Annotated in this window: 25 protein-coding genes and 1 pseudogene; 11 read left to right on the top strand and 15 right to left on the bottom strand. The window is 60.7% G+C overall.

Going from position 1 to position 26,707, the window contains the following annotated elements; genetic code table 11:
* Positions 1 to 1,234: 1,234 nt before the first annotated feature.
* On the bottom strand, positions 1,235 to 1,786 hold the full coding sequence (locus tag C3E99_RS17555) for a PEPxxWA-CTERM sorting domain-containing protein (protein ID WP_104960189.1): 552 nt from the start codon (positions 1,784 to 1,786) through the stop codon (positions 1,235 to 1,237).
* 269 nt (positions 1,787 to 2,055) lie between these two features.
* Positions 2,056 to 2,703, bottom strand: coding sequence for a choice-of-anchor C family PEP-CTERM protein (locus C3E99_RS20185; RefSeq protein ID WP_104960188.1), 648 nt, complete (start codon positions 2,701 to 2,703; stop codon positions 2,056 to 2,058).
* Positions 2,704 to 3,141: 438 nt separating this feature from the next.
* Between C3E99_RS20185 and C3E99_RS17545 the strand changes: the two genes are divergently transcribed.
* Positions 3,142 to 3,447, top strand: a complete 306-nt coding sequence (locus C3E99_RS17545) for a hypothetical protein (RefSeq protein WP_104960187.1) — start codon at positions 3,142 to 3,144, stop codon at positions 3,445 to 3,447.
* Between the two features lie 597 nt (positions 3,448 to 4,044).
* On the opposite strand, the gene C3E99_RS19915 is transcribed toward C3E99_RS17545, so the two are convergent.
* The 4 genes and pseudogenes from C3E99_RS19915 to C3E99_RS19910 form a co-directional block, all read right to left on the bottom strand.
* Positions 4,045 to 4,701 (bottom strand): hypothetical protein, encoded by a 657-nt coding sequence (locus C3E99_RS19915; RefSeq protein WP_158682359.1) that lies wholly within the window; start codon positions 4,699 to 4,701, stop codon positions 4,045 to 4,047.
* 86 nt (positions 4,702 to 4,787) lie between these two features.
* A pseudogene (locus tag C3E99_RS17535) lies at positions 4,788 to 5,471 on the bottom strand (transposase); the annotation flags it as partial.
* Positions 5,441 to 5,701: a DUF736 domain-containing protein gene (locus tag C3E99_RS17530; protein ID WP_104960185.1), complete on the bottom strand. Its 261-nt coding sequence runs from the start codon at positions 5,699 to 5,701 to the stop codon at positions 5,441 to 5,443. The gene C3E99_RS17530 and the pseudogene C3E99_RS17535, both read right to left, overlap by 31 nt.
* A gap of 981 nt (positions 5,702 to 6,682) precedes the next feature.
* The gene (locus tag C3E99_RS19910; protein WP_158682358.1) at positions 6,683 to 6,922 is read right to left on the bottom strand and encodes a hypothetical protein; all 240 of its coding nucleotides are present in this window, start codon (positions 6,920 to 6,922) and stop codon (positions 6,683 to 6,685) included.
* 34 nt (positions 6,923 to 6,956) lie between these two features.
* Here C3E99_RS19910 and tnpA point away from each other — a divergent pair, with 34 nt between their 5' ends.
* From tnpA to C3E99_RS17510, 4 genes are read left to right on the top strand one after another with little or no spacing between them, the layout of a single operon-like run.
* Complete coding sequence (gene tnpA / locus C3E99_RS17525) at positions 6,957 to 7,301, top strand: IS66-like element accessory protein TnpA (RefSeq protein WP_104960184.1); 345 nt, start codon at positions 6,957 to 6,959, stop codon at positions 7,299 to 7,301.
* Positions 7,298 to 7,639, top strand: a complete 342-nt coding sequence (gene tnpB / locus C3E99_RS17520; protein ID WP_104959400.1) for an IS66 family insertion sequence element accessory protein TnpB — start codon at positions 7,298 to 7,300, stop codon at positions 7,637 to 7,639. Before tnpA ends, tnpB begins: the two co-directional genes overlap by 4 nt.
* A gap of 60 nt (positions 7,640 to 7,699) precedes the next feature.
* Positions 7,700 to 9,343, top strand: coding sequence for an IS66 family transposase (tnpC, locus tag C3E99_RS17515; protein WP_104960421.1), 1,644 nt, complete (start codon positions 7,700 to 7,702; stop codon positions 9,341 to 9,343).
* A complete protein-coding gene (locus tag C3E99_RS17510; RefSeq protein ID WP_104960183.1) occupies positions 9,343 to 9,555 on the top strand; it encodes a hypothetical protein in 213 nt (70 codons plus the stop codon). Before tnpC ends, C3E99_RS17510 begins: the two co-directional genes overlap by 1 nt.
* A gap of 46 nt (positions 9,556 to 9,601) precedes the next feature.
* Here the strand turns inward: C3E99_RS17510 and C3E99_RS17505 are convergent, their stop codons facing one another.
* From C3E99_RS17505 to C3E99_RS17465, 9 genes are all read right to left on the bottom strand, one after another.
* Positions 9,602 to 10,279, bottom strand: coding sequence for a helix-turn-helix domain-containing protein (locus C3E99_RS17505; RefSeq protein ID WP_104960182.1), 678 nt, complete (start codon positions 10,277 to 10,279; stop codon positions 9,602 to 9,604).
* Between the two features lie 244 nt (positions 10,280 to 10,523).
* Positions 10,524 to 12,155, bottom strand: a complete 1,632-nt coding sequence (locus C3E99_RS17500) for an alpha-D-glucose phosphate-specific phosphoglucomutase (RefSeq protein WP_104960181.1) — start codon at positions 12,153 to 12,155, stop codon at positions 10,524 to 10,526.
* A 113-nt stretch (positions 12,156 to 12,268) separates the two neighbouring features.
* Positions 12,269 to 13,240, bottom strand: coding sequence for a cell wall hydrolase (locus C3E99_RS20300; RefSeq protein ID WP_104960180.1), 972 nt, complete (start codon positions 13,238 to 13,240; stop codon positions 12,269 to 12,271).
* A 156-nt stretch (positions 13,241 to 13,396) separates the two neighbouring features.
* Positions 13,397 to 14,074 carry a PEPxxWA-CTERM sorting domain-containing protein gene (locus tag C3E99_RS17490; protein WP_234002530.1) on the bottom strand — a complete coding sequence of 226 codons (678 nt, stop codon included), beginning with the start codon at positions 14,072 to 14,074 and terminating at the stop codon, positions 13,397 to 13,399.
* Positions 14,075 to 14,104: 30 nt separating this feature from the next.
* A complete protein-coding gene (locus C3E99_RS20175) occupies positions 14,105 to 14,773 on the bottom strand; it encodes a PEP-CTERM sorting domain-containing protein (protein ID WP_104960178.1) in 669 nt (222 codons plus the stop codon).
* Between the two features lie 698 nt (positions 14,774 to 15,471).
* Positions 15,472 to 16,257 carry a CpsD/CapB family tyrosine-protein kinase gene (locus C3E99_RS19905; protein WP_158682357.1) on the bottom strand — a complete coding sequence of 262 codons (786 nt, stop codon included), beginning with the start codon at positions 16,255 to 16,257 and terminating at the stop codon, positions 15,472 to 15,474.
* 9 nt (positions 16,258 to 16,266) lie between these two features.
* Positions 16,267 to 17,739: a GumC family protein gene (locus C3E99_RS17475; protein WP_104960176.1), complete on the bottom strand. Its 1,473-nt coding sequence runs from the start codon at positions 17,737 to 17,739 to the stop codon at positions 16,267 to 16,269.
* On the bottom strand, positions 17,736 to 18,905 hold the full coding sequence (locus tag C3E99_RS17470) for a hypothetical protein (RefSeq protein WP_158682356.1): 1,170 nt from the start codon (positions 18,903 to 18,905) through the stop codon (positions 17,736 to 17,738). The genes C3E99_RS17475 and C3E99_RS17470 overlap by 4 nt, the downstream gene beginning before the upstream one ends.
* Before the next feature lie 56 nt (positions 18,906 to 18,961).
* Positions 18,962 to 19,603, bottom strand: a complete 642-nt coding sequence (locus C3E99_RS17465; protein ID WP_234002529.1) for a polysaccharide biosynthesis/export family protein — start codon at positions 19,601 to 19,603, stop codon at positions 18,962 to 18,964.
* A 161-nt stretch (positions 19,604 to 19,764) separates the two neighbouring features.
* Here C3E99_RS17465 and C3E99_RS17460 point away from each other — a divergent pair, with 161 nt between their 5' ends.
* The 6 genes from C3E99_RS17460 to C3E99_RS17435 all read left to right on the top strand — a co-directional run bounded on the left by C3E99_RS17460 (position 19,765) and on the right by C3E99_RS17435 (position 26,705).
* Positions 19,765 to 21,381 carry a tetratricopeptide repeat protein gene (locus C3E99_RS17460; RefSeq protein ID WP_158682355.1) on the top strand — a complete coding sequence of 539 codons (1,617 nt, stop codon included), beginning with the start codon at positions 19,765 to 19,767 and terminating at the stop codon, positions 21,379 to 21,381.
* Complete coding sequence (locus C3E99_RS17455) at positions 21,366 to 22,817, top strand: undecaprenyl-phosphate glucose phosphotransferase (RefSeq protein ID WP_234002528.1); 1,452 nt, start codon at positions 21,366 to 21,368, stop codon at positions 22,815 to 22,817. The genes C3E99_RS17460 and C3E99_RS17455 overlap by 16 nt, the downstream gene beginning before the upstream one ends.
* 1 nt (position 22,818) lies before the next feature.
* Positions 22,819 to 23,571, top strand: coding sequence for a WecB/TagA/CpsF family glycosyltransferase (locus C3E99_RS17450; RefSeq protein ID WP_234002527.1), 753 nt, complete (start codon positions 22,819 to 22,821; stop codon positions 23,569 to 23,571).
* 115 nt (positions 23,572 to 23,686) lie between these two features.
* On the top strand, positions 23,687 to 24,868 hold the full coding sequence (locus C3E99_RS17445) for a glycosyltransferase family 4 protein (RefSeq protein WP_158682354.1): 1,182 nt from the start codon (positions 23,687 to 23,689) through the stop codon (positions 24,866 to 24,868).
* Positions 24,865 to 26,178 (top strand): glycosyltransferase family 4 protein, encoded by a 1,314-nt coding sequence (locus tag C3E99_RS17440; protein WP_104960170.1) that lies wholly within the window; start codon positions 24,865 to 24,867, stop codon positions 26,176 to 26,178. Before C3E99_RS17445 ends, C3E99_RS17440 begins: the two co-directional genes overlap by 4 nt.
* A complete protein-coding gene (locus tag C3E99_RS17435) occupies positions 26,175 to 26,705 on the top strand; it encodes a serine acetyltransferase (protein ID WP_199775031.1) in 531 nt (176 codons plus the stop codon). The genes C3E99_RS17440 and C3E99_RS17435 overlap by 4 nt, the downstream gene beginning before the upstream one ends.
* Positions 26,706 to 26,707 lie beyond the last annotated feature (2 nt).

Raw genomic sequence — 26,707 nt, 5'->3', positions numbered from 1 at the left:
CGCGCGCCAGCGCCCAAGGTCGGGATGCGCGGCAACGAGGCCGCCGGTAAGGACTTCAAAAAAACGGGGCCGAAGCGGCAAATGCATCTTCGGCCCCGACTGCGGATGCCGCGTCTGATCGGGTCGCATGATCAGAAGCGATGTGCGCAGAATGGAATATATCTAGGAGGCGGAGGGTCTGCCGGTCTATCCAAAATCTATTTGGGGTTCCGCCTTGACCGTTCTTACAAGCTGAAAAATCTCGCGAAATTCGACTGGCCGGGCTACACAAACCGCACGGCAGATAATCGATAGGCCTTCAGCAATATTCCAGACCTTCGGCTCGGCGAAGGTCGGGATATGGGTCGCACCACGGCGCTTAAATATGAGAAACGCCGCGCCATCGGGTCAGCCGCAGAACAAGAATGGCTCCGCCGCTTCCGGCAGAGCCATTCCTGCCTCGAGCCAGCATTCGCGCTGCCTGGAGACTGACCCTCCGACATCTCCGGGATAGTTGCGGCAAATGTCGGCGCAGCTACCGTAGCGAGCGGCGCTGATGAAGCGAATGGGTGACTTCGGCAGGCCGAAGCCCCTCTTTTCGACGACAAATCGCGGTATAGGATGATTTTATAGGATGGAGCTATTGCGGGCTCTATCCTAAGATGGATTGCTGGCGATGCCGCAGCAGTTGCAGCGAAGGCTGATGTTCTGCTGACCCCCGGGATCGCCAGCAACCGGCGCGCCGACTAGCAATCTCGAGTCTACTTTTTCCCGTCCGTTGGAACGAGGCTTGGCGGTCAGGGTTTTCCTGCTTGCTCGGCGCGGCGAAGCTTTCGAGACGTACGATCATGATGAATGGCTGCTTCGCGAAGGCGAAGCGCAAGAAACGGATCGCCGCAACGACTCGCCTTCGCACGGGCGACACGCGCGAGCTGCTCATAATAGATTGAATCGCGCGGCGGTTCCATGTCGGGACGCCTATCATGGACGGATGACCAAATGCCTAAAAGCAGGCCTCGCCAGCCACTCGGGGAGCTAGAGTGCGGGGGCTATGGAAAGTTTCGGCCAGCGACCGATAAAATAGCCACGCATTGCGAATCGCACATTTCTGGTGCGACAGCGTAAGCCGGACCAGGATGAGATCATCCCAGCTATCGGCTCGCAGCGACGAACAACGCTCTTCCATGCGATATAGCAAAGAGGCTCAGGTCATGGAGACCCAAGCCCCTGTTTTCCATTCAGCATCGCAGATCTATCAGGCGTAGCGGACGCTAAACCGTTGTCGGCGGCGTGACCGCATCGCTGCCCCCATTGCACCCAAACCAAGCAGCATCATTGCCCAAGTGCCTGGCTCGGGTACCGCAGAGGCGGTGTCGAGCGCGATATTGGCGGTGGAATTACGCGCCCAAATGGTCCCCGCGAAGTCAAGCCGCAGCACGCCGTTCTGGATCGTTACATCGGACGAACCAAAACCGAGGATCGATGAGTTGAGCAAGTTCGCGCTCGTAAATGCCTTCGACAAGTCGGCAAGCGAAACGATGGTTTGCGTGAGGAACAGTGCCCCGCCAGAAATGTTGGTGATCCGCAGACCGCCGCCGTTGAAGTTGAGGCCAATGGCAGGATTCGGCGCAGCGCCGACCTCAAATTCACGCCCGCCACCGACGACGGCGGAGTTGGTGAAACAGGAATAGGTCGAGCCTGACCCGACCTGATCGCAGGTCACCGTATCGCCGATCAGCGTCGCCGCTTGCGCGGGCGAAGCGGCGAAAAATGCTGCGGCTGAAGCTGCGATCAACAGTTTCTTCATAACACCCCCGATAACATTTCATAACATCTGTCGAATATTGCCGCGTGAGTCCACACCTTGCCCGCGGGATTCGCGATGCTGTTTCGTTTTGGAACGCTTCTCTTAACGCCGTTAAACATAGCCTTGCCGTCGTCATCGCCACCGCCCGTCACCCAAAAATGGGCGCGCGTGGTTCCCGACCAATGCCGAAACGAAAGAGGCCGTCGACCATGCTGAGCAAGACGACCGCCAGCCATCGGCTGGCAATGCAGAATTTTCAGGTTAAGCGCTTAGCCCCGCACCAGGCGGTGGGCAGGCCGAGCGGTGGAACGGCGGCGCATCGCGCCGCCGATAAGACCGATCCCGAGGAGCATCATGGCCCACGTCGCCGGCTCGGGAACGGCCGACACCGATACATTATCGAGCGATGCCCCAAACGAGGTCGCGTCGAGCGACTGGAAGGACAGGGTCGTCGTCGTGCTGGTCGCCGCGAACTGGAAGTTGTAATTTTTCCAACCCATGTTCGCCGGTCGGCTCGTCCCGGTCGTGTCAAAGGTGAAGATGGACGTGGTGTCGCCCGCACCAACCCGGACCGACTTGGTCACGGGCGCGCCGTCCTGATTTCCGGCCAGCCAGAAGCTGATATTGTAGAGCTGGCCAACGACCGTCGTAAAGGTCTGCTGGATTCCGCCCTGACCATTGCCGTTGAGATCGATGCTACGATTACCGTCCTGCGCTGCCCAGTAGCTGCCGATGTAGTCGACGCTGTTGCCGGTCACGACCCAGCCGTTGATCGCGGTGGAATTGCCGCCAGCCACGGTGGTGAAACTGCCAATCGAGGGAGTGCCATTCTCGAAGCTGCCATTGATCAGCGACGCGGCATTGGCGCTGGTCGGAACCAGCGCGATGGCGGCGAGTGCGGCAATAAGACTGCGCATTGCTCTTACCCCTTTTCAACCAAATATGACGCCCGATTGCTCAAAGACTCGCTCCGACTGGACGATTCGAAATGCTGTGTCGCACAAAAACATGGCTTTAACCAGTTGTTAAGGAGTCGAGCGACAGCGCCGTGCGCTAGATTTGTTTCATTGTGAGACGCGTCGCGACAGAAGCCGGCGAATTCAGCTTGTGAAAATGAGCCGCAAGCCCCGCAGTAGAGCCATGATGATCGAGGCAGCTATCCCCCCAAGAAAACCCTGCGACACAGCTTACCGAGACGATCGATGGCCGCCAAGTCGCAGCTACGGAACTGAGCAGACACACGATCGCATCTATTATAGCCAAATCCCACACCCCTGATCACCTTGCCGAACCCAAATTCGGGAACCGCGCGACCCGCGGTGGCGTTGCGCTCATGGAACAAGGGAGCGCCAGCCATGATCAACGATCCGAAATTTTCAGCCGCACCTGAAGCGCGCAACCGCGAGCAGGATGACGAGACCGCACAAGCGCAATCGGTTGCTGAAGCGACACGGACCGAGCGCACCCTCCCTGATAGTGGCAAGGTCAAAACCGGCAATGATACCGACGATGCGCAAGACCTGGTCGATCATATGGTTCAGATGGAACAATCGGGCCAAGTCGATATGGACGCATATCGCGGCGAGCGCAGCGACGACGACGAGCCTGGACAGCTAGGTGCGGGTGGTGACGAGGATGAAGGTCCCCGCGGCGCCGAATAATGGCGGCAACCTGAAAGGTGATTTCGCACTGTCGCTCCCCGTGAAGCAGGAGCGGCAGCCTCGATATGCGCGAACACATGCCCACTGGGCGAATCCGATTTCGTACCTGACCGGCGCTAGCCTGCGCAGTCATGGTTACGGGGCTTGGTCACCTTTATTTCATCAGTTCACGCCAATGGTAGGTCAACCCCGCGTCCGATGCGACCAAGGACGCGGGGCCATCTGCTCTCATCAGAGGGCACAAGCCAAAAAGACCGCGATGGTCACATCGCGGTCTTCCCGGGTATATTAGCTATACCCCCCCTCCGCCCCCAGGGAAAATGGGCCGAAGCATCGTCAGACTTACCCCACTTCAGCGTCGCGTCAACGTCCTATAGACTGCAACCATACCGCTCTTCAGCATGTGCGAGATACGTGCGCGACAGCCGAGCCGACTGGTCGCCACATCGCCGCCGAGATCCATGCCGACCAGGCGACCCGCTCAAGGCAAGTGCCGAAGCGCCCGCCTTCGGTCGTTCCCGACCTATCCGGCCCGCAATTGCGGTAATCGAACGTAGTCCACGCAGCCCCACGCTCGCGTCGTACCAATCTGCCTCCTCAAAAGCGTACGCACGAGCGCAGGCTGGAGCGAAGAACCGCTGGCGCGTTGGCAAGCGAAGCCTCGCCCTCCAAGCGGCCGTTGATCCGCAGGAATGCCGTGCCTTGCTGCGTCATGAGATGCTGGACGAGCGGCGTACCCGCAACAGCGCCGATCCAGTAGGTTCCCTCCTTATTGGCCCGTTGGACGGCCAGGTTGACGAGGCGTTCGGCGAAATTCCAGCTCATCGTCAATCGCGCACCGGCCGTGGGTTTGTTCAGCAGCATCGCCATATATGGTCGGCCGTTCTCGCAATATAGCGATAGTGATGTGATGTTCGGCGAAGCCGCGGCCTCGACATAGGCTGCGGGCGAACGGCCCTGCACGGGCAATAATTCCCAAGGCGCTCCCGGCGCGGAAACCGCCCTTTCTCCCGGGCTGTTTGCGAGCAATTTTCGAATATCCGGCGGTTCAGGCAGGCGGCCACCGGGAGGGGCGTAAACCGTTAGTTTGCCCTTTTCCCAAAGACCGATCTGGACGACGCGTTTGACAGGATCGATCAGCAGATAGGCCTGGTCTTCGCCCCCGCGATGCGGAGCATTTCCAGAAAGATAATAGATGTTTCCGAACCGCTGGAGGGGTCCGACAGTGGACAGATTGGTCTTGAACACAGCCATTTTGTTACCGAGTGTCCGTCGTCAGAACATTTGGCGCAGATCGCGGCGTAGATTAGCGGAGCGCGGGCCTCGTCCTGGGGTTGATATTAAGCGGCGAGCTTGCGGTGCTGCAAGCGTCGGTGTTCGATGGTCTTCCGTTTGATCCTTTCGCGCTGTTTGATGATGGCGTCAGCCCTGCCGAAGTAGGTGTCGGCGGGCGTCACATTGCCGAGGCTTTCGTGATATCGGCGGTGATTATAGTGGTCGATGAAGGCCTCGATCCGGGTCTCCAGATCGCCGGGCAGGAAGTAATTTTCCAGCAGGATCCGGTTCTTGAGGGTCTGGTGCCAGCGCTCGATCTTGCCTTGGGTCTGGGGATGCATCGGGGCGCCGCGGACATGGCTCATACCGTTGGCACCGATCCATTGGGCCAGCTCCTCGGCGATGTAGCTCAGACCATTATCGCTGAGCAGCCTGGGCTTTTGCACGACCCTGGCTGACGAACAGCCCGAGGCTTCAAGCGCCAGTTCCAGCGTGTCGGTGACGTCCCCGGCGCGCATGGTGGTGCAAAGCTTCCAGGCGATGACATAGCGGGAGAAGTCGTCGAGCACGGTCGACAGATACACCCAGCCCCAACCGATGATTTTGAAGTAGGTGAAGTCGGTCTGCCACATCTCGTTCGGCCGCGTCGTCTTGGTGTGGAACGCATCGGCTGCCTTGATCACGATGAAGGCCGGGCTGGTGATCAGGTCATGGGCTTTCAGAAGCCGGTAATCCGGCGCGGCCCGAACTCCGGTGCCGCAAGTGTCAGCGACACGAAGGGTTTGCCCGAGGTTTCGCCGATGCGGATCCAGCCCGCGCCGATCTCGACGCCTTCGGAATAGACCCGGTAATCAGGCTGGACGTCGCCGTTCTTCGAGGGGTTGGGGCGAATCTCGATCGCTGCGCGGATCGAAAGGGTTTTCAGCTGGCCCACGAAGCCCTGTTCGATGGTGCCGTTTACAAAACCGATAGCTGCCATTGGTCGTCTCCTTGAATGAGCCGCGGGACCATCCCTGCGGCATGGGCGGACCAAGGGCCGGCGCATGAGGTGATCCCGTGAACCCGCAGGGCCGCAGCGAAGCGGAGGAGTGCAGCGGCGCGATTATTTGAAGCGAAGTGGCCGCGAGGAGACTGCGCAGCAGTCGGGGAAATAATCGCGCCGCCGCACTTTTGCGGGGCGCCGCGCCGGTCCAGGTCACATCGCCCGTCGCCGGGGATGGTCTCGCCGTTGGGATTGGAGCCACCCGCAGAGATCGACGGAAACGATCAACCCGGGCTGATATGAAGGGCCAAAGCGATCACGTATAAAAGCACGTAGCGGTGATCGATACGACACCTGTGCGATGCCGACGCCTTAACTCGACAGTCGCATTTCATTGCGCGACAAGACAAATCCGTAAGATAATAACGCGCGCTAGGGAATATTTGGCGTTTTCATGCTATTGCGGCGTGATCGGCGCGCGTATGGCGCGCACGAATTCTTCCGCCAAGCGGGTGCCAGGTAGCGACCCCGGGCATTCATCGGCGGCAAGGGGCGATGTTCAATGTTACATCGTCGGAGGGCGGCGTGAAGGGCTCTTTGCGCCGCCCCTTCTTTTTTGCCCGTTCGCGCCGATGCGGCTTGCGGCAGCGGGCCGGCTTGCGCACCGGCCGAGCGGTCCCATAGCCGTGCGCCGACTGCCACGCTGTCCTTGGCCGGCTCCCCAGCAACGCCGCCGCGCGATCAGCGCTGCGTCATCCTTGGAGAACAAACGCGCCCTCGTCGCAGCCGCAGGCGCCGCGGCGTGCGCGGACCGGTGGCGGGTCGGGGGTACGAAGCCGCGCCCGGAACAGCGCCCTGCGCTGTTTACCCGCCGTAAGGGCCGCGCGCCCGCGGCCGCAAGAAACGAGACAAGAGCGCTGCGCGGCCAACTGTGCCAACGCGCGACCTCTGGCGGCGCCTGCCGCCGCCAGCGTGCGCTCAATTGAGGCCGCGCTCATTCTGGAGTTCAAAGCTGCCCGCCGACAATTCGGGAACCTTTGGCTCGCGCGGACATTCGAGATTCAGCCCGACTTTCGCCCCTCCGCAGAAAGTCGAGCTACCGAAACATGCATTGCCGGAGCCGTCGTCGAGGTAAAGATCAGCGAGCGATGCGGCGGCTGCCCGCAATGTATCCGCCCGGTGAGAGCCGCCTTGTTCGTCGCGGTTTCGCGCGCTCATAAGCGTGCTCGTGTGAGCGAGCTTAAGGACGGATATGAGCCAGGTAACGCTGTTTAGCGGCCCCGAGCGTCGTCGGCGGTGGAGTGAGGATGAGCGGCTTCAGATCCTGAACGAGGCGTTTGCGCCGGGTTCCTGCGTTGCCGAGGTTAGCCGCCGGTATGACGTTTCGACCAGCCTGATCTATATATGGCGGCGCAAGTTTCGCGCAGCCTTGCCGGGCCCCGTTTTCGCCGAGGCGATGGTGGCCGACGATCTGCAGCCGCCTTCGTCCGCGCCGGGCGTCGCGATCCTGATCGAGCTGCCCGGCGGCGGCCGGGTCAGTATTGCGGCATCGGCATCGCCGGTGCTGACCGCCGCGGCCTTGAAGGCGCTGCGATGATCCCGCCCGGCGCGCGGGTATGGATAGCGATGGGGCATACGGATATGCGCAAGGGCATGCAGGGGCTTGCGCTGCTCGTTCAGCAGAGCCTGGGGCGTGATCCTTTCGGCGGCGATCTGTTCGTCTTTCGGGGGCGTGCCGGATCGCTGACCAAGATCATCTGGCACGATGGTATCGGCATGTCGCTTTACGCCAAGCGCCTCGAGAAGGGACGCTTTATCTGGCCGTCGGCGAAGGACGGGATCGTGTCGCTGACCAGTGCGCAGCTGGCCTGTCTGCTTGACGGGATCGACTGGCGTAACCCGCAGTATAGCTGGCGGCCGCAGAGCGCGGGATAACGCCCGGCATGATGCATTTTTGGCTTGATAGGCGGCGCCGATGGTGATTCATTCATGGGCATGGAAGCCGCCGTTTCGCCCACTCTGGACGACGTCGCAGCGCTCAAGGCGCTGCTGAACGCGGCGACCCGCAGAGCCGACGAGGCCGAAGCGCGGCTCGCCAACGCAAAGGCCCGCGAGAGCGCCACCGAGGCGATGATCGCCCATCTCAAGCTGCAGATCGCCAAGCTGAAGCGCGAGGCCTACGGCGCCAGCGCAGAACGCAGCAAGCGTCTCCTCGCGCAGATGGAGCTACAGCTCGAAGATCTCGAGGCCGATGCCAGCGAGGATGAGCTCGTCACCGAGGCCGCCGCCGCAAAGGCCCTGTCCGTCACCGCGTTCGAGCGCAAGCGCCCGAGCCGCAAGCCGTTCCCCGATCACCTGCCGCGCGAGCGCATCGTCGTGCCCGCCCCCTGTTCCTGCCCGGCATGCGGCAGCAGCCGCCTTGCCAAGCTCGGCGAAGACATCACCGAGACGCTCGAGGTGATCCCGCGTTCGTGGAAGGTCACCCAGACGGTGCGCGAGAAGTTTTCTTGCCGCGATTGCGAGAAGATCACCCAGCCACCGGCGCCCTTTCATGTGCTCCCTCGCGGCTGGGCCGGGCCGAGCTTCCTCGCGATGCTGCTGTTCGAGAAGTACGGGCAACACCAACCGCTCAACCGCCAGGCCGAGCGGTTCGCCCGTGAGGGTGTGCCGCTCAGCACATCGACGCTCGGCGATCAGGTCGGCGGCGGTGCCCATGCGCTGCTACCGATCTATCGCCTGATCGAGGCCCATGTCCTCGCCGCCGAGCGATTGCACGGCGACGATACAACCGTGCCGGTCCTCGCGAAGGGCAAGACCGATACCGCGAGGCTGTGGGTCTATGTGCGCGACGACAAGCCGTTCGCAGGTGCCGATCCGCCTGCGGCGCTGTTCCACTACTCGCGCGACCGGCGCGGCGAACATCCGCAAGCCCATCTCGCATCCTGGTCGGGGATATTGCAGGCCGACGCCTATGGTGGCTACGGCGAGCTCTACCGTGAAGGGCGTATGCCCGGACCCATCTTCGAGGCGGGCTGTTTCGCTCACGCACGGCGCAAGTTCTTCGAGCTCGCCGACGTCGAGGGCGCGGCACGCAAGAAGAGCCGCGGCGAGCGCTCGGGTGTCATCTATCCGATCGCACTCGAGGCCGTGCAGCGGATCGATGCCTTGTTCGATATCGAGCGCGCCGTGAACGGCAGCAGCGCCGCCGAGCGCCTCGCCCTCCGTCAGGAGCAGAGCGCGTCGTTGCTAGCCGAGCTCCACGCCTGGCTCACCGAACAGCTCGGGAAGCTGTCGCGCAACCACGACCTTGCCAAGGCGATCAACTACATGCTCCGGCGCTGGGCCGCGTTCAGCCGCTTCCTCGATGACGGGCGCGTCTGCCTGACCAACAACGCGGCAGAACGGGCGCTGCGCTGCGTGCCGCTCGGTCGCAAGGCCTGGCTGTTCTGCGGATCCGATCGCGGCGGTCAGCGCGCCGCCATCCTCTACACGCTGATCCAGACCGCGCGGCTGAACGATATCGATTCGCAGGCCTGGCTCGCCGATGTGCTCGACCGCATTGCCAGCCATCCCGTCAGCCGGCTCGATGAGCTCCTCCCCTGGAACTGGCAAAGCAAGCACGCCGCGATCGCCGCCTGATGGACGTGAACAAAGTCGATAGCGTCAAAACCCTGGCGCTCGTCGCGCGGGAGCTCGGCAGAGACGAAGAGTGGCTCTTCGACATCGCCGCGGAAATGGAACCCGAAGACGGGCTGATCTGGGTGTTCGGGCCCGATGATGACGGCGGCGCCATGGCCTTCACGCCTGACGGCATCGAATGCCTCATCAACCTCATTGCCGAACAATCATAGCTGATCCGCGGCCTTCACCGGATGGGTACCCCGCAATCAACGCCGCTCAAAATTCGACGATAATCCGAACCCGATCCGGCGCCACGCCCGTGGCACGAGCGATCTGGTCGCGGCTCGTATCGATCAAATCCTTGATCATGTCGGGCTGGGGATCGACGAGCAGCTGCGAAACCGGAATTCCGAGCAGCGCAGCAAGGTCGGACAACCGGTCTTCCTTCGGCCGGGCTCGGCCCTTTTCCCATCCCGAAATCGATGGCCCGCTTACGCCCAATTGTTCGGCAACATCCGCCTGGCTCAGGCCTTTTGCCATGCGCAGACGCTTCAAGTTCGCCGCAAAGTTTGAGGTGTTGCCGCCAGCTGGAACCGGCGCACTATCGTCTTCGCTGCTTGCTCGAGACTCAACCTCGATCGCACTGCGCAGCTGCGCTGCGCTCAGCGCAGCGGGCGAGAGCGCGGTGTCGAACTGGCAGCCGAACATCGGGCCGCTAACCCAAACCAGGGTCGCGGAGACCAGTCCCGCGTGCGGCAGGTCGATGTCGATACGGTCATTGATCGCAAGCGGTGCGTCGCATTCGATGAGCAGGCCGGTCGCCGAGATATTATGTACGGTGACTGGAAGATCGGCCGCTCCCGCATGCGCGCCCCGAACCTCGAGCATGAGCTTGCGGCGCTCTGCGCGCGCAGACGCCTTGGGGGACGATTCAAAATATGCAGAAATGACCATGATCCTGCTGTCGGCCGCATGGGGTTAAAACCGTCTTAGCGTATCGACAGAAACTACGTCATGCCGCGGCATTTTTCGGGTCGATAATGTACCAGGTGCGCCGCACCAAAGCGCCCGTGAGCGGCGATGGCATTGGCCACGCGCGTATTGGAACAGAAGCCCGTAACGAGTCGTCGGTGTACCAATAAGCGCGATGCCGTTAGCTTATACCGGCGCGAGGCCATATGACCGCGCGGGCGCGGACTCAGGTAACGACATCGGGCCGGTCTCGCCCCAAATGTTCGCGTATCCCGGCCAGCTCAGACACCGCGACCGCGATGTCCGCCAATATTTCGGTCGTATCACCCGATAGATTGCCGCCAGGACTTTGATAGCGTTCCAAATAGATGCGCAGGGTCGCGCCCTCGGTTCCGGTCCCAGATAGCCGCAACACCGCTCGCGAGCCGTCTTTGAAGAAGATCCGCAATCCCTGATTCCTGCTCGAAGAGCCATCGACAGGATCATCGTAGGTGAAGCTGTCCGCATTTTTGATCTCGAGCCCGGCCAATGCCGTGCCCGGCAGGTCTGTCAGAACCGCCTCGAGCCGCCTCATCAAGACCGCGGCATCGTTTGCGGGCAAGTCTTCATAATCGTGCCGCGCATAATAATTGCGTCCAAAACGCGCCCAATGCCCGCGCGCCAGGTCGGCAACCGACAGGTTGCGGACCGCAAGGATGTTGAGCCATAGCAGAACCGCCCAAAGCCCGTCCTTTTCACGGACATGGTCCGATCCCGTACCAGCGCTCTCCTCACCGCAGATGGTAACCATCCCGGCATCGAGCAAATTGCCGAAAAACTTCCACCCCGTCGGGGTTTCGAAACAGGGAATTCCGAGTTCCGCAGCGACTCGGTCTGCTGCCGTGCTAGTCGGCATCGACCGGGCGATGCCCCGCAAGCCGCGGGTATAGGCGGGAGCAAGATGCGCGTTGGCTGCAAGCATGGCGAGCGAGTCTGAGGGGGTGACATAGCAGCCCCGCCCAATGATGAGGTTCCGATCGCCATCGCCATCCGAAGCAGCGCCGAAGTCAGGGGCGGCCTTGCTCATCATCAAATCATGGAGGTCGCGTGCATGCACGAGGTTCGGATCAGGGTGCCCGCCGCCGAAATCCTCGAGAGGGACCGAGTTCCGTACCGTTCCGGCCGCGAAGCCCAAACGCTTTTCGAACAGCTCAACGGCATATGGCCCGGTCACGGCATGCATGGCATCAAACGCCATGGTGAATCCACCAGCGACGGCCTCACGAATGGCTGCGAAATCGAACAGCTCTTCCATGAGATCGGCGTAATCCGTGACAGGATCGACGATCTCGACGTTCATCGCGCCGACGCGATGGAAGCCCAGCTGCTCGAGATCGAGGTCGGGACCCTCCACCGCGAGCCAACGGTCGATCGTCAACGAGCGGGCGTAGATTGCGTCGGTAACCTGCTCGGGCGCCGGACCGCCGTTGGCGCCATTATATTTGATCCCGAAATCTCCATCCCGGCCGGCGGGATTGTGACTGGCGGACAGGATCAGCCCACCGCTCGCTCCAGATTTGCGAATCAAGTGACTGACCGCAGGCGTGGACAATATGCCGCCGCGGCCGACGAGGGCTCGGGCATAGCCGTTGGCCGCTGCGATGCGGATCGCCTGCTGAATGACCGTTCGGTTGTAATAGCGACCATCGCCACCGATCACCAAAGTGGCATCGTCAGGTCGCACAACCACGTCGAAGATCGATTGCAGGAAATTTTCTGCATATCCGGGTTGTTCAAACACCCGCACCTTTTTGCGCAAACCCGAGGTACCCGGCTTTTGATCGGCGAAAGGCGTCGTTGGATAAGAGATGGTCGGCACGTGTCGGCTCTCCGTGGCAAAATCATGTCTAGCGAAGATGTTAGCGTAGGGCCGGAAATGACCAGGACACGCGCGCCTGGCACGCGCCCCCTACGATCGATCTTGGCGTCCGGTCACTCGATCAGGCGAGGGCGATCATCAACCAGCCGGGGTTCCGCGACGTCACCCTTGAGCTTGTGGTTCCGCGTGAGAATACCCCCGCCCTTGACGGCGATCTCGCTGCTCGGTGCCGAGCTCAATTCACCGCGCAGCGGCGCCTTCAGCCCAGACGACGGAGCCGACGCCGCTGCAATCACAGGTTCGGCAGCAAGCGGCAGATCAGCCAGATCCAACCCACCCGGAAGCGCCGCCGAGCCCAGCAAATAGCCGGAAAGATTGGCGGCGGCACCGGCAGGAATGAGCTCCGCATTGGCATAACGATTGACGAACGCGCGCGGCGTGCCGTTGCTGCCGCTCCAGCGGTAGAATATGTGCGAACCGACGGTGCGCATCTTGGTCAGGCTGCTGCTCCAATAAGGCACGACATAAGTCGTATGATAATGGGTCGCATGGCCGACTGCCGGTTCGACATATCCGGAAAGGGCGGCCGTCGCGACCGACCGGGCGCGAAGCCAGCCGCTTGCAGAAGGGCGCCGCCGCAGCGAGCCGTCGCAGGTAAAGGTGAATTGGCAACCGGTCGCGCGGTGCGACCCCTGGAACACGACCCCGCATACGGAGCTCGGATAGGCAGGGTGCCGCATGCGGTTGAGAACGACCTGCGCCACCGCACGCTGCCCGGTAATGGTTTCGGACGCCGCCTCATAATACACCGCCGCGGTCAGGCAATCGATCGCGGAAAGCTGCGCAGCTCCGGCCGCTGCCTGGGACAGAATCGCAAAGGGCTTCGCGGGCAAGATCGGCTCGTCGGAATCAGGCACCGCGGCGTTGATCTCGGCGGCCTGCAAAGGTGCGATGCCCTCGCGAAACTTGAAGGCTTCGGGCTCGACGGCTGACCGCGTCGCAATTTCCCGCGCGGCCTTTGACACTGGGTCCGGATCCATGACTGTCGACGTCGAAACATAGATGGCCGCGATCGCCGCAAGCATAGCGAGGCCGCATGCTGCCAGCAGCGCAGTCGTCCCCCATGACTTACCGATTCGAGACATGACGTCGTGCATTAGCGGGTGGCACCTAAGAAAGGCAAAAGGGCCGACCATATAGGCCGACCCTTCTGCTTATTTCGAATTAGGCCGCAGTCGAGCTCAGGCGAACTGAAAGCGCACCTGCATCTTCTGGCGGCGACGCATCGAGAAGCCGACCGCACCGAGACCGAGCATCATCAGCATCCACGTGCCCGGTTCGGGAACGGCCGAGAAAACGCCGGCAAAACGAAGACCCGCGGGATTGCCGCTACTGCCCGGATCATTCTGCACGGTGACCTCAAGCAGATTGTTCGTACCGGCGTTCAGGCTCGCATACTGGACATTGAGGGCAGTGCCCGGTCCATTGAACTGCGAAGCCAGGCCATTGTTGTTCGCATACAGCGTGACGCCGTTCAGAACGATCGACAGAACGCGATTGTCCGACCAGAAATTGGCGGTCAGGTTGGCCAGCGTGGCCACCTGGCTGAGACCGAAAACGGCGCTGTACACAACCGTACCAGCGGGCTGATTGGCGAGACCATTGCTGGTCGGCGTGATCCAGCGCGCACCGTCATTGTTGCCGTTGGTGCCAGCCGGAGCACCGCCGCTGAACCAGTTGGGATGGATCTGGGTCGGAATGAAAGCCAGGCTTTCGTTCGGGCCGACAGTCCACATCGGGTCAGCGGTGCCAGGGGCGCCCTGACCGGTGCTGACGTTTACGGTGGCCGCAGCCTGAGCTGCAGTCGCAGGGAGCGCGAGCGCCACCAGCGAGAAGGCAAGTGCTAAGGTATTTTTCATGTCCGACATCCCCATTCTAAAAGGCTGAAATCAAATAAAGCTCACACGAAGATTCTTGCGGCGGCGAAGCGAGAAGCCGACGGCACCCAGGCCAAGCAGCATCAACATCCATGTGCCTGGCTCGGGAACCGCGCCGGCTGCATCGAGGAGGAGATAGCTATTGACGATGCCGTCACCGACGTTCCGGACGCTGGCATTAAGCGCGTAGGAACCGGTCGTAGGGGCGGTGAAGCTCACCAGGGTCCAAGGCCCGGCCTGATTGGTCGCGGCGCTCACCGACTGGCTAAACAGCGAAGAGTTGGCAAGATTGGTGAAGTCGAAAATCCCGAACGCGCCCGAATCGTTGTACGTCGTGCTGCCGGGGTTTTCCGTGGTGGCAAAGGCCACCATGAAGCTGATGGTTTCGTTTTGGTTGAGGTTGAAGATCTGTGTCAGAACGGTCGCGATATTCTGGGCGCCCGTCGCAAGAACGGCAAACTGAGCCCCTTCCTGCGCCGTATAAGGCGCGAAGGCGCCGCCGCCGTTGAATGAAGTGACGACCTGAACCAGCCCGGCGTTGTTGGTGGCCCAGCCGGTCGGTGCCCCCGGCCCAGCCGGAGAGGCTTCAAACCCGCCATTGATCAGCGTGCTGGCTGACGCGCCGCTGGGCAGAGCGATGGCGGCTGCGAAAGCTGCGGCAGTCGAGAAAAACTTCTTCATCCAACTCACCCCTTGCGGACGTCCCCTGCCCTCCTGGGATATCCAAGAGAGGAGCGTCGCCTCACAGATAGAAGCCAATCCCGGAAAAGCGGGACACTTCGCGCCTCGGCCAAAGCATTCGGCCCGGACTCCAACTAGTTGGATGTCCGGCATTTCTTCGACCCGATGTGCGCGAAACCCGCAGAAAGTCTGATGCCTTCTTGCGAGGATGAGCTATTGATGATTCGTTAAGCAATGTCAATGTGATGTTAAGTCGCTAAGCGGACACGTCGCGATTCATCCGACATCATTGTCAGACCTGACATCGCTAACGATGTTGCAAGACACTGAAAATACGTAATTATTATTGACCGGTGAATTTGATCCGCTGGCTCGCATTTGCGACGAGCCGATTCATGTTCCATTGTGGCACAGTCATAGTCCGTGCCCTTTCAACATCAGTTTAGGCGATCTGCAATTCTGATCTGGCCCGCCGCCGGCTATGCCGCCGATCTCGATTAAAAAATTGAATCACAGCGAAAGTTTTTGGAATTTTTTCATTTGCGACGTCGCGCACGACCTGATCCGCTATCCAGTGACAACCAGAAACGCGGCCACATTTGCAGCCGCCCTGAAGTCGCTGTTAAGCGACTCGCAGCGGCAGGTCAGAATCGAAGGTAGTGGTGCGCGGTTGCTAGCGGTGCCTGGGGCGTGCGACGTCAGTCGCTGTAATAGCCGTCGTATTTTCCGCCATAGCCGTAGGGGTCACCCGAGCCGCCGGTAAAGCGATTGAAAATGGTGCCCAAAAGCGGCGTGGGATGCAGGAGCTGAAGCGAGCTCTGCAGCTGCTTCTTGGTCGTCACACCCTGCTCGACGACAAGCAGGATACCATCGAGTTGTTCGGCCACAAGGATTGCATCATCGTTGGCAAATACAGGCGGCAAATCAAAAATGACGACGGCGTCTTCGCCAAGTGCCCGGGCACGCGCGACCAGGTCCAAGAGGCGGTCACTGACCATCAGCTCCGCCGAGTTCACTGGGGCTGGAAAGGTCGGATACACAACGAGGTTGCTCGTTCCGATGCGCCGCCCGATCTGCGACAAGCTCAGCTCGTCACCAAGCAGATATTCGGTGACGCCTTCGGGACCCTCGAGTCCGAAGATATCGGCGATGGTCGCCCGCCGAAGATCGAGATCGATCAACACTGTCCGCCGGTTCGACAGCTGACTCATTGAAGCTGCAAGGTTGGAAGCCACGAATGACTTGCCGGCGTTGGGCGCAGGCGAGGTAATTCCGATCAAATGCCCACCGGTTTCTGCAAGCTTCTTGATCAGCTGCGCACGGAGCAGGTTGAACGGGCGCGACCGGGCATCCTTGGATTCAAACCCAACGAGTTTGGCGCTGATATCAGGTTGTTCAACGTCCGCTACTTCTCCGACACCGGGCAGTGGCGAAACGTCCGGACGCCCGGCTAGCGGGTTGGGAAGATTGGTCAGGCTGTTCATCGTTTCGTTCTAGCTGCTTGCGCGGTTCAGTAAGCGACGCGGACGGGGAAGAAGTGCCAACAACCGTTCGAGCCGCGTTTTCGGCCCCGTATCCACCGGATCGATCGTCGGGATCGAAACAAGTGGCATCTCTCCTGTCACTCCCCGAATATCAAGCATGTCCCGGATCGGACGGTGATATAGTTCCACGAGAAGGATCAGGAACAGGCCGAAGCCTAGGCCGAACACAAGTCCGCCCGCAATCAGCAATGGCCGATTGGGCGAATTGGGATCCTCAGGCACCACCGGCGGGTCAATCACCGACAAACGCTCGCCCTTTTGCTCGCTTTCCGCCTTGGCGCTCGCCTGCGCCGCCAGCAGCCGGGTCGACACGCTCTCATATTGCGTGTTCAGCCCTTCAAGCTTCTGTTGCTGCTGGGCGATCTGCTCCTGCACGAGCGGGGCGCGCGCTTGCGCGCTTTGGGCGGCGGACAGTCGGCCAAGCTCCTGGGCCTTTACAGATTGAAGCGCGGAAATCTGCGCATTGTTGGAAGCAATTTGCTGGTCGATCGTATCGGCGGGCAGCTTGGCCTGATTGCTCGCTGCGAGGCGACGCGCTTCGGCAAGGCGGCGCCTCGCGATGCCGATATCAGGATGGCCGTCGGAATAGCGCGCCTGCGCGGCGGCCAGCTCGGCTTCGGCGCTCGCTACCAGGGGATCGCGCTCTGCAGACGACTTGCGCGCCTCGCGCTGCGCCGCCAACAATGCATTATCGCGCTGCAGGGCGATGATCTGCGCGTCATAGCTGCCGCTCGCTCCCCCGATCATCATCATGCCGGGGTTCGAGAGTGCGAAGCCATTTTGTGCTTTGATCGTTTCGATCGAGGACTCAAGCTCCGCCATCTGACTTTGCAGGGCTGCCGCCTGATCCGTCAAAAACTGAACGGTGTTGGTCGCCTGCTCCGAACTTCGGGTGGCGTCGATCAGCAGCACCTGTTCGGTCATGTCCTGCGCGACCGCCTGGGCGGGAGCAGCCTCTTTATAATCAAAGCTCAAAGCGAACGCGATCGTCGAGGACCGTCCCGCCGCTGCCCTTTGCAGCTCCGCCGACACCGTTTCGATCGAGGTCGAACTACGCATCTTCTCGATAATCTCGGACAAGGATTTGCTCGACCGCTCATCGGCGTAGAGTCGGTGTTTCTGGATCAGCTCGATCAGGCGCGGCCGACTGAGAACCTGCTGCCGGATCTTGGCGATACGCTGGTCGACGATGTCGCCGTCCTGCGCTCCCACGACATCTTCGGGAAGCTGCGGCGATTCGACGAGCAAGGTTGCCGTCGAGCGGTAAACCGCCGGCAGCGTGAAGGCTGCGACGATGCCCGCGACAAAGCATAGGATCGTCGGAAACAGCAGCCAGCGGTAACGCTCGCGGATGATGGTCGGAAGATGTGCGAGCAGATTGCCGCCCTCTTCTTCGTCCCTGTCGTACCGATCGCCGTTCATCGCGTATTTCCAAATTTGAAAACTATTCCCACCGCGCCCTGAATATTCGAGCGGCGCGCGCCGAGATCGTCGGATGTGTCGGAATAACCGGCACTTGCAAACAATCGCGTCCGCTCGTTGAGCAATCGCTCGTAGCGGGCATAGCCGCGAACGCTTTCGAAATCACCCCCGGCACCCGCAAGCGGCGCGGATGCCACCGAATAGCTTCCGCCCAGCTGCACGGTTTCGCGCTCTGACAGGCGCAGGGAATAGGCGGCGCCCGCCGAGGTCTGCTTTCGTACGCCGCCGATTGCCGAAGGCAGCACCTGGCGCGAACCATTGACGCAAAAATTGCTCAGCGAACCCTTATGGCAGAGCGTGGCATTGCCCGCGAATGTGGTTGAGGTATCGCGGCCCACGGCGAGATTGGTCCGGGTGAAAGCCACCCCGAAGCTGCCCGACGCCTGAAGCCGGGCGCCCAGCAGTGCGCTTACGGACAATTGCGGCGATAGCGTCCTGGCATCGCCAACGCGCGTGTCCCTGAAGTTGCTGATGCTCGCATCGACAAGGCCCCCGATCATGAAACCGTCATTGATCCGGCGCGAATAAGCGAGCCGCTGCGATGCATAGTCGGAATCTTGCAGACGCGCCGCGCCATAGCGATTGGCGCGTGCCGAACTCGACCAGCGAATCTCGTCAAATTCGCTCGGAGTGTAGCGCAAGGTTGCGTCCGCAGCGGACTGATTGCGACGTTGCCGGTCGCCCAGCAAAGTGATGTCATTGTCGATCGGCAGGGGAAGATCGTCGGAACCTCCTTCGTCACCCACACCGATCGGGCCCACGAAGTCGGTCGTCGATACGCTGCTGGAAATAGAGAAATTTGCCGTCGCATCGAGACGTTCGCTGATGCGGTGACTGGCAGCCACGTTCGCCGACAGATTCTGCGCTGAATCATAGCGGCGCATATATTCGACATGCTCGACCCGCCCCGATACCTTGAGGCTGCTGATGCCGTCGGAGCGATAAACGCTGGGCGCGAGTTCAAGCCGGAAAGATGCCGTTTCGGTGTCATTGCCAAAGGCAAGAAACGGGTTGCTGTCGTAAGCCGTCGAGCCCGTCACAGACACATCGCTGCCGGTCTGGGCTGCTGCAGGACAGGCAGAGAACAACACGGCGGCACCCGCCACGAAAAGACCGCGGATCCTTACGCCGATACTCGCGTCGCAGGAAACAATGAATATTCTCATGGCACGATGACGGTGTCACCGCTTTCGATCATTGGAATGGCCCGCACCGCCTCGGCACTGATCGACTTGCTTCGCAAAATGCCCGAAAGGCGCGCCGGGATCGTCACGAGGCCGCCCTCGGTCTTGCGGATGATGACAATGCTGTCGAGACTGGCGAACTCGTCGGTGCCGCCCGCCAGCGTCAGCGCCTCGAGCAACGTCACGTAACGCCCGGGCGTGAACGTACCAGCAGATTTGACCTTCCCGATCACCGAAAATTGCAAACCTGCCGGGTTACGCACAGCCACCGTCACATCAGGGACGTTCCCATCGACATATTTTCCAGCCAGCCCGGCGGAAATAAACTGCTCAATTTCCTTGGTGGTTCGACCGGCGCCCTGGATCGATCCGACCAGCGGAAAGCTTATCGATCCGTCTGGCAGAACTTTGACAGTGCGCTGCAGCTGGTCCTCGCGCCACACATTAATCTCGAGCTCGTCGCCGGGATTGATACGATACACTGGCAGATTTCTGGCGGCGGGAGTGGTGCTCGCTGCCGCCGGAGCGGCCTGCAATGCCGCGAATGCTAAATGGTTGGCGCTTGCCGGGGACGCGCACATGGCGGCGCCAAGACAAAATAATGCTGACGCAATCTTCACTTATCACCTCTAACGGAAACGCAGCGCCCCAGCGAATGGGGCGATTGGACTGACTCAACGCGGAAAGTCAACCGGATTAACCCAAGCTTCTCTATCAATTTTTATGTTAAAGCCTAAGCGAAAACATCATAGCAATTAAGTTATTTAACCAGGCAGACGCATTGAACCTCCTCCCCGCTTCCCGGCGCCTGAAAGGCGCTTTGGCTGGCACGGCCCTCTTGCTCGCGCTCGCGGGCTGCACCGACGCATTGCAGTCGGCCGCCGATGATGCCTCGGCGGCGGAGTCGCAATTGGCAGCCGGAAACCTGGACGAAGCACGTCAGAGCATCCGACGCGCAATCGCGGCGCGCGACGATGTCGCGGGCTATTATGTTCTGCTGGGACGGATTGAGCTGCGCGCGCAGCGACCCGCGAGCGCCTTCAACGCCTATTCCATGGCGCTGGATTTGCAGGCGGACAATGCCGAGGTGCTGCAAAGCATTGCCGAGCTTGGCCTGCAGACGGGGCGAATTCGGGAGGCTGAAGAAGCCGCTGACAGAATGTTGCTGCTCGTTCCCGGCTCCACGCGCGCGATGCTGGTCAAGGGTTTTATCGCGATCGATAACGGGCAACTTGACGATGCGCGCCGGATGGCCACGCAAATCCTTGCCACAAATGCGAATGACGAAGGGGGCATCATCCTCTCGGCGCGTATCGATGCGTTGCAAGGAAACATCGCCAAGGCGATGACGGACATCAACCGCGCCATCTCGGCGATCGGCGAGACCGATGCCCTCAACGTCACGCTCCTCGAGATTTATCGCGTTCAGGGCGATGCGAAGGGGATGCGGCGCATTTTTCCGCTCATCCTGAAAAGCATGACCGAGGACGCGACCTACCAGATCGATTTTATCAACCTCCTCTACAAGAGCGGCGATGTCGCTGCGGCGCGCGCGGAAGCAGTCAAGGCGATTGAATCCAAGCCCAATGACACCAGCCTCCTGCGAGCGCTCGGCGAGTTGTGGAATGAATATGACCGGCGACCATTGTCGGACGCGCAGCTCGCTTATCTAGGGGAAAGCGGCACGCGCGCTTCGCAGATAGCGCTTGCGCGTTTCTATCTCAGCCATGGCGAACATGAAACCGCCAGGCGGCTGCTGATGCGTCCACACAGCAGCGGCGTCGTCGAAGCGCAGGGACTGATGGCAAGGGTGTTGCTGGCGCGTGGTGACGCCAAGCGCGCCGAGGCGCTTGCCGAACGGCTCCTGGCAATCGATGCCCGCAACGAGGACAGCTTGTTGGTTCGCAGCGCGCGCCATCTCGCCGCCGGTCGGACCGATCGCGCGATCGAAGACGCCAATATCGTGGTGTCCGACTCGCCCGAAGAATATTTGGGTTATGTCGCGCTGGCGGATGCCTATAGGGCAAAAGGAAGCGGCATACGGGCGCGGCAGACATTCGAGCGCGGCGTTGATGCATTGCCGCAAAGCCGGATGCTCGTCGATGCATATCGGAATTTCTTGTTGGCCGAGGGGGATACGGCAAGAGTGGTTACGCTCTATCAAGATCTGGCGATGGCGAAGCCCTCATCTGTCCCTGCATGGACAGCATATTCGCGGGTGTGCGCCGAGTTTGGCGACGCCCTGTGCGCCGCCAAGGTGGCGAGCGGCCTCGCCCGCGCAAGGACGAGTTTTGCGGTCGATGACCGGCCAGGAACGCCGCACCGGCGAGGCTTGTTCGCACGCATTACGCCGGAGCAGATTTGCGCGGCGACAGGTGGCGTATGCACGGGAAGCTGAGTCCCCCGCCCAGACGGACCAACGGCCATATTCGCTTCACATCGAATGTGTTGCGGTCGCTCGGCATCGTCAACGATATCGCGTGTTTCTTATGCGCCTATGTCCTGGCGATGATCGCCTATGATCTTACGATCGGCTATTATTATGATGCGCGATTGCACCGGACCGGCGCCATCATTCTGTGCATCAACTATTTTCTGATCCGCGTCTCGGGCGACGGTTATGCCGTGATCAAGGGGCAAGGCGAGGATGTCGGTGGAAGCTCACTGGCCGACTTTTTGTTGGCGTCCGGGCTCACCACCCTCGTTATCCTCCAGCTTGAGATGATGCGCGAATTCTCGCGGGGCTTTGCGCTCTATTTTATCGGTTTCAGCATGATTGCCCTCTTCCTGAGCCGTATCCTGTTCCGCAAGCTGATTTCGAAACTGATGGACCGCGGCGTCGTAGGCCAGCGGGTCGCGATCTATGCCGACAGTGCGAAGGGCGCAGAAAAGGTTGCCAAATTACTTGAACTTGAACGTCTGCCGCATCTCAGAATCATCGGCTATGCCGACGATCGCAGGCAGGTCACGCCCGACGAACGCGAGCTGGCCTATCTGGGCGGCTTCGACGCATTGCTCCAAATGGCACGAGAGGGGCAGCTTGATCAGGTGATCCTCGCGCTGCCGCAGATTCGTCAGGACCGACTGGAATATATCGCCGATACGCTGAGCGCGGCTTCGATCGACCTGTGCGTCCTCCCCCGCGAGACGCTGGAGCTGAAAACGGGATACCGCGTCAATTTCCTTGGTTCACTGCCGGTCTTTGCGATCTGGCAACAGCCCATTCGCGACGTCGACGGCATCGTGAAGGAAGTTCTCGACCGCGGCCTGGCGGTCATCGCCATTGTTCTGCTCTCGCCCATCCTCTTGCTTACCTGCCTTGCAATCCGGCTGGAGAGCAAAGGTCCGATCCTGTTTCGGCAAAAGCGGTTCGGATTTAACAATAATGAGATTTCGGTGCTGAAATTTCGCTCGATGTATATCGACCGGCAAGACACCAGCGGCGCGGAACGCACGCAGAAGAATGACCCGCGGGTGACGCGCGTCGGGCGCTTCATCCGCCGCACGAGCATCGACGAACTGCCGCAGCTGTTCAATGTCCTCAAGGGCGACATGTCGCTGGTTGGGCCCCGGCCGCATGCGACAATGATGCGCGTCGGCGACAAATATTATTTCGACGCGGTGAAAGGCTACACGGCCCGCCACCGCGTCAAACCCGGTATTACCGGCCTTGCGCAGGTGCGCGGCCTCCGCGGCGAGATCGCAACCACCGAGCGCGCTCGAAAGCGCGTCGAATATGACGTCTATTATATCGAGAACTGGTCGCCGTTGCTCGATATCCGGATCATGATCGAAACTGTGCTGAAGCTGATCTGGGACAAAAATGCTTACTGACGTGGCGCAGACACCGTCCCACTTTCTCGGGATCGACTTCGATACGGTGACCTATCAAGCGGTCGGCGAAGAGCTCAACCGCCTTTCGCAGTTACCCGCCTTCTCTTTCGTCGTGACGCCGAACGTCGACCATGTTCTGATGCTGCATCCGACGTCACCGGTCCCCGCCACGCTCGCGTTCCAACAAGCCTATGCGGCTGCCGAGATGCGCCTGTGCGACAGCCGCATATTGCGACGTCTGGCGCGCCTGCATGGCGTCACACTGGAGGTCGTGACGGGAAGCGATCTGACGGCGTATCTTTTTGAGAGCGGGCGGCTCAACGGGCGAAAGGTCGCGATCATCGGGGGCGATGCCGCTATGCTCCCCCAGCTTCGGGAGCGCTTCCCAGCCATCGAGATCGTGCAGCATCGACCGCCAATGGGGGTGCTACGCGACGAGCGCGCCAGCGAGCAGATCATCCGCTTTATCGAGCAAGAGCGCGCCCATTACGTGATGCTGGCCATCGGCGCGCCCCAGAGCGAAATCATTGCGCACCGCTGCCTGCTCGCGGGCAAGTCAGTGGGGGTCGGCCTCTGTATCGGCGCATCGATCGAATTTTTGCTCGGCCGGAAATCGCGTGCTCCTCGCTGGATGCAGCGCCTCGGGCTTGAATGGGCGTTTCGCTTGCTCAGCGAACCCCGTCGGCTGTGGAGACGATATTTGGTGACCGGTCCCCGGGTTTTTCTGCTCTCCCATCGATGGCGAGCGCCGTGATGACGCTGTCTCAATTCATGCCCCAATTGCCCCCCAAATTCTCGCTCTCATGGCCTCCTCGGCCCAAGACATGGCATGACGGTCGCAACGCGTCTGACCTGCCGGGATTATGTTTATGAAAATCGGATATCTGGTCCCGGAATTTCCTGGCCAAACACATGGATTTTTCTGGCGCGAGATTCTTCATATCGAAGCGGCAGGCGACGACGTCGTAATATTTTCTACCCGCCGCCCCAAGGATCGCACGACGCATGCGTTCTCCGAACTCGCGGCAGCGCGGACGATCTACCTTGCCGACCTGCGTTTGCGCGACGCGATGTTATGGCTAGGCGCGGCATTCGCCGCTTTGGCGCTACTTCTCCGGGACGATGTACGACACCTACGAAGTCAAGGCGAAGGCTGGTTCAAAATCTTCGGGCTTGCGCTCGTAGGCGCGCGCCTTGGCTCTCTCTGTCGCGGTGAGAATATCGAACATATTCATGGCCACAGTTGCGCTGATGTCGGCTATGTCCTTGCGTTCAGCAAGCTTTCCGGCGGCCCCTCGTTCAGCCTCTCCCTCCACGGAGACCTGGCTGTTTACGGGCGCGGTCATGCTTTCAAGTTCGGTCATGCCAAGTTTGTAGCCTGCGTGACCGACGCGCTTCGACACCAAGTTCAGAGCCAGCTGCCTCAGCTTGCAAACGAGCCCCAGTTGATCCGGATGGGGATCGAGCACAATCCAGCGGGAAATAAAGGCGACGCCTGGAGTCCGCCGCGCGCTCTCAGGATTGTGACCGTGGCTCGCCTAAATCAAATGAAAGGGCATCGACACGCGATCGCAGCCGTCGCTGCCCTCAAGCAGCAGGGCTATGCGATTCACTATGATATAATTGGCGAAGGCGATTATCACTCGGAAATCGTCGAGGTGATCGCGAAAGCCGGGCTGCATTCCGACGTCAAGCTGATCGGCCCGCTACCCAATGACAAGATCGGCCAACGCTTGTCCCTCTATGATGCTTTTGTTCTTCCCAGCGTCGGCTTGGGCGAGGCCGCGCCGGTCGCGGTTATGGAAGCCATGGGCGTGGGCATACCGGTTGTCTGTTCGATCATTGGCGGAACGCCGGAGATGATCAAGCATGAGCAAACGGGGTTCCTTTTCCCGCAAGGCGACGAGACGGCTTTGATCGACATTCTGGCGCGCTTGGCGGACGATCCCGAAACAAGAAAGCGCGTCGGTAAAGCTGGACAAGATTATGCCTACAACAATTTCCTCACGTCGGCCTCCGCCGCGAAGCTAATGCACTGCGTTCGCCAATGAACCAACCAAAGCAGCGCGTTCTGGTGATTGCTGAGGCAGCCAACCCGGACTGGGTCAGCGTTCCTCTCGTTGGCTGGAACATCGCAAGCGCTCTGCGCAGCGTTGCCGATGCGCATATAGTCACACAGATCCGCAACCGAGCCGCGTTTCTAAGCCGTGGGCTTGTCGAAGGTCGCGACTTTACCGCGATCGATTCAGAAGCCTTCGCAGCACCCTTCTACCGGATTGCAGAGCGCCTGCGGGGCGGGGACGGCAAAGGATGGACGACCATCACGGCGCTGCAATCGCTGGCCTATCCTTATTTCGAACATCTCGTTTGGCGTCGCTTCGGAAACGCGATCAAGGCGGGACAATATGATGTCGTCCACCGGGTCACGCCGCTCAGCCCGACCGCGCCGAGCAGCTTGGCGCGGCGTTGCCGAAGCGCAGGCATCCCGTTTCTTTTGGGTCCTTTGAACGGCGGACTTCCGTGGCACGCTGAATATGGTCGCGAACGGATCAAAGAGCGGGAATGGCTTTCCTACATCCGCAAAGCCTATACCTACCTCCCCACCATCCGATCGACTTATCGTAATGCCGCGGCCATCATCGCCGGGTCGCGCCACACGATGGGCGAGCTATCGCGCTATGGGCGGCCGATGATCTATGTTCCCGAAAACGGAATAGACACCGACCGTTTCGGGTCTTCTGCCCGAAGCGCCAAGCGGGACACCAAGCTTCGGCTTATATTTGTCGGGCGCCTGGTTCCCTACAAAGGCGCCGATATTGCCATGGAAGCTTGCCGCGAGCTGTTGCAAGCGGGCAAAGCTCACTTCGACATCATCGGCGACGGGCCCGACATGGCCCGGTTAATGTCGTTGAAAGCCGAACTGGGGATCGAACAATCCGTCACGTTGCATGGGTGGAAGTCCCATGACGATGTCGCCGCATGCTTGCGGACCGCCGATGCCATGGTTTTCCCGAGCGTGCGTGAATTTGGTGGGGGCGTCGTGCTGGAAGCGATGGCGTCCGGCGTCGTGCCAGTCGTCGTTGATTATGGCGGACCGGGCGAACTGGTCACGCCTGCATGCGGTTTCGCCGTTCCCATTGGTCCCCGAAAGGCGCTCGTCCAGCAAATTGCGTCCATCGTCGCCGACATGGCCGCCGGGAAACATGACCTGCAAAGCATGTCGGTCGCCGCTGTGACGCGGATAGAGCAGCTTTACAGCTGGCAAGCGAAGGCTCGGCAGATCGGGCAAGTGTATCAATGGTTGTCCTCCCCTCAGGATAGCCCGCCCAGATTTGGCTTCTTAGAAGCGCCCAACCTATGATCACGGCGATGGCGAATGAGACGCAGATGAACGCACCGGACGTATCCGCAACTGTTCCCGATTGGAGCCGTGAACAGATGAAGGGCCGCTCATGGGACCCCTCGCGCGCGTTGCTGCGAAGCATCAGAGATTATCAGCGGGCGCAGGGGTCGCTCGCTGGACTGCGCCGCAAATATGCCGTGCTTCGTCACCGTCTATGGTCGATGATCACCGGCGCAGATATTCCGATCAACGCCGCAATCGGCGGCGGTTTACTACTTCCTCACCCGAATGGTGTGGTGATTCACCCCGACGCACAAATCGGCTGCAACTGCCTGATCTTTCAACAGGTGACGATCGGAGCGACCTCAAAGGGTATCCCCACCATTGGCGGACATGTCGATATCGGCGCCGGGGCGAAGATCATTGGCCCGATCCATGTCGGCGATCATGCCCAGATCGGCGCCAATGCAGTGGTGCGGGAAAGCATACCAGCCCATGGAATTTTCGTTGCGGCGCCGGGATTTCTACTGGAGCGGAAAAACTGAAG

The organism is Sphingopyxis sp. MG (assembly GCF_002953155.1).
Classification (GTDB): domain Bacteria; phylum Pseudomonadota; class Alphaproteobacteria; order Sphingomonadales; family Sphingomonadaceae; genus Sphingopyxis; species Sphingopyxis granuli.
This window is presented reverse-complemented; position numbering and strand designations above follow the sequence as displayed.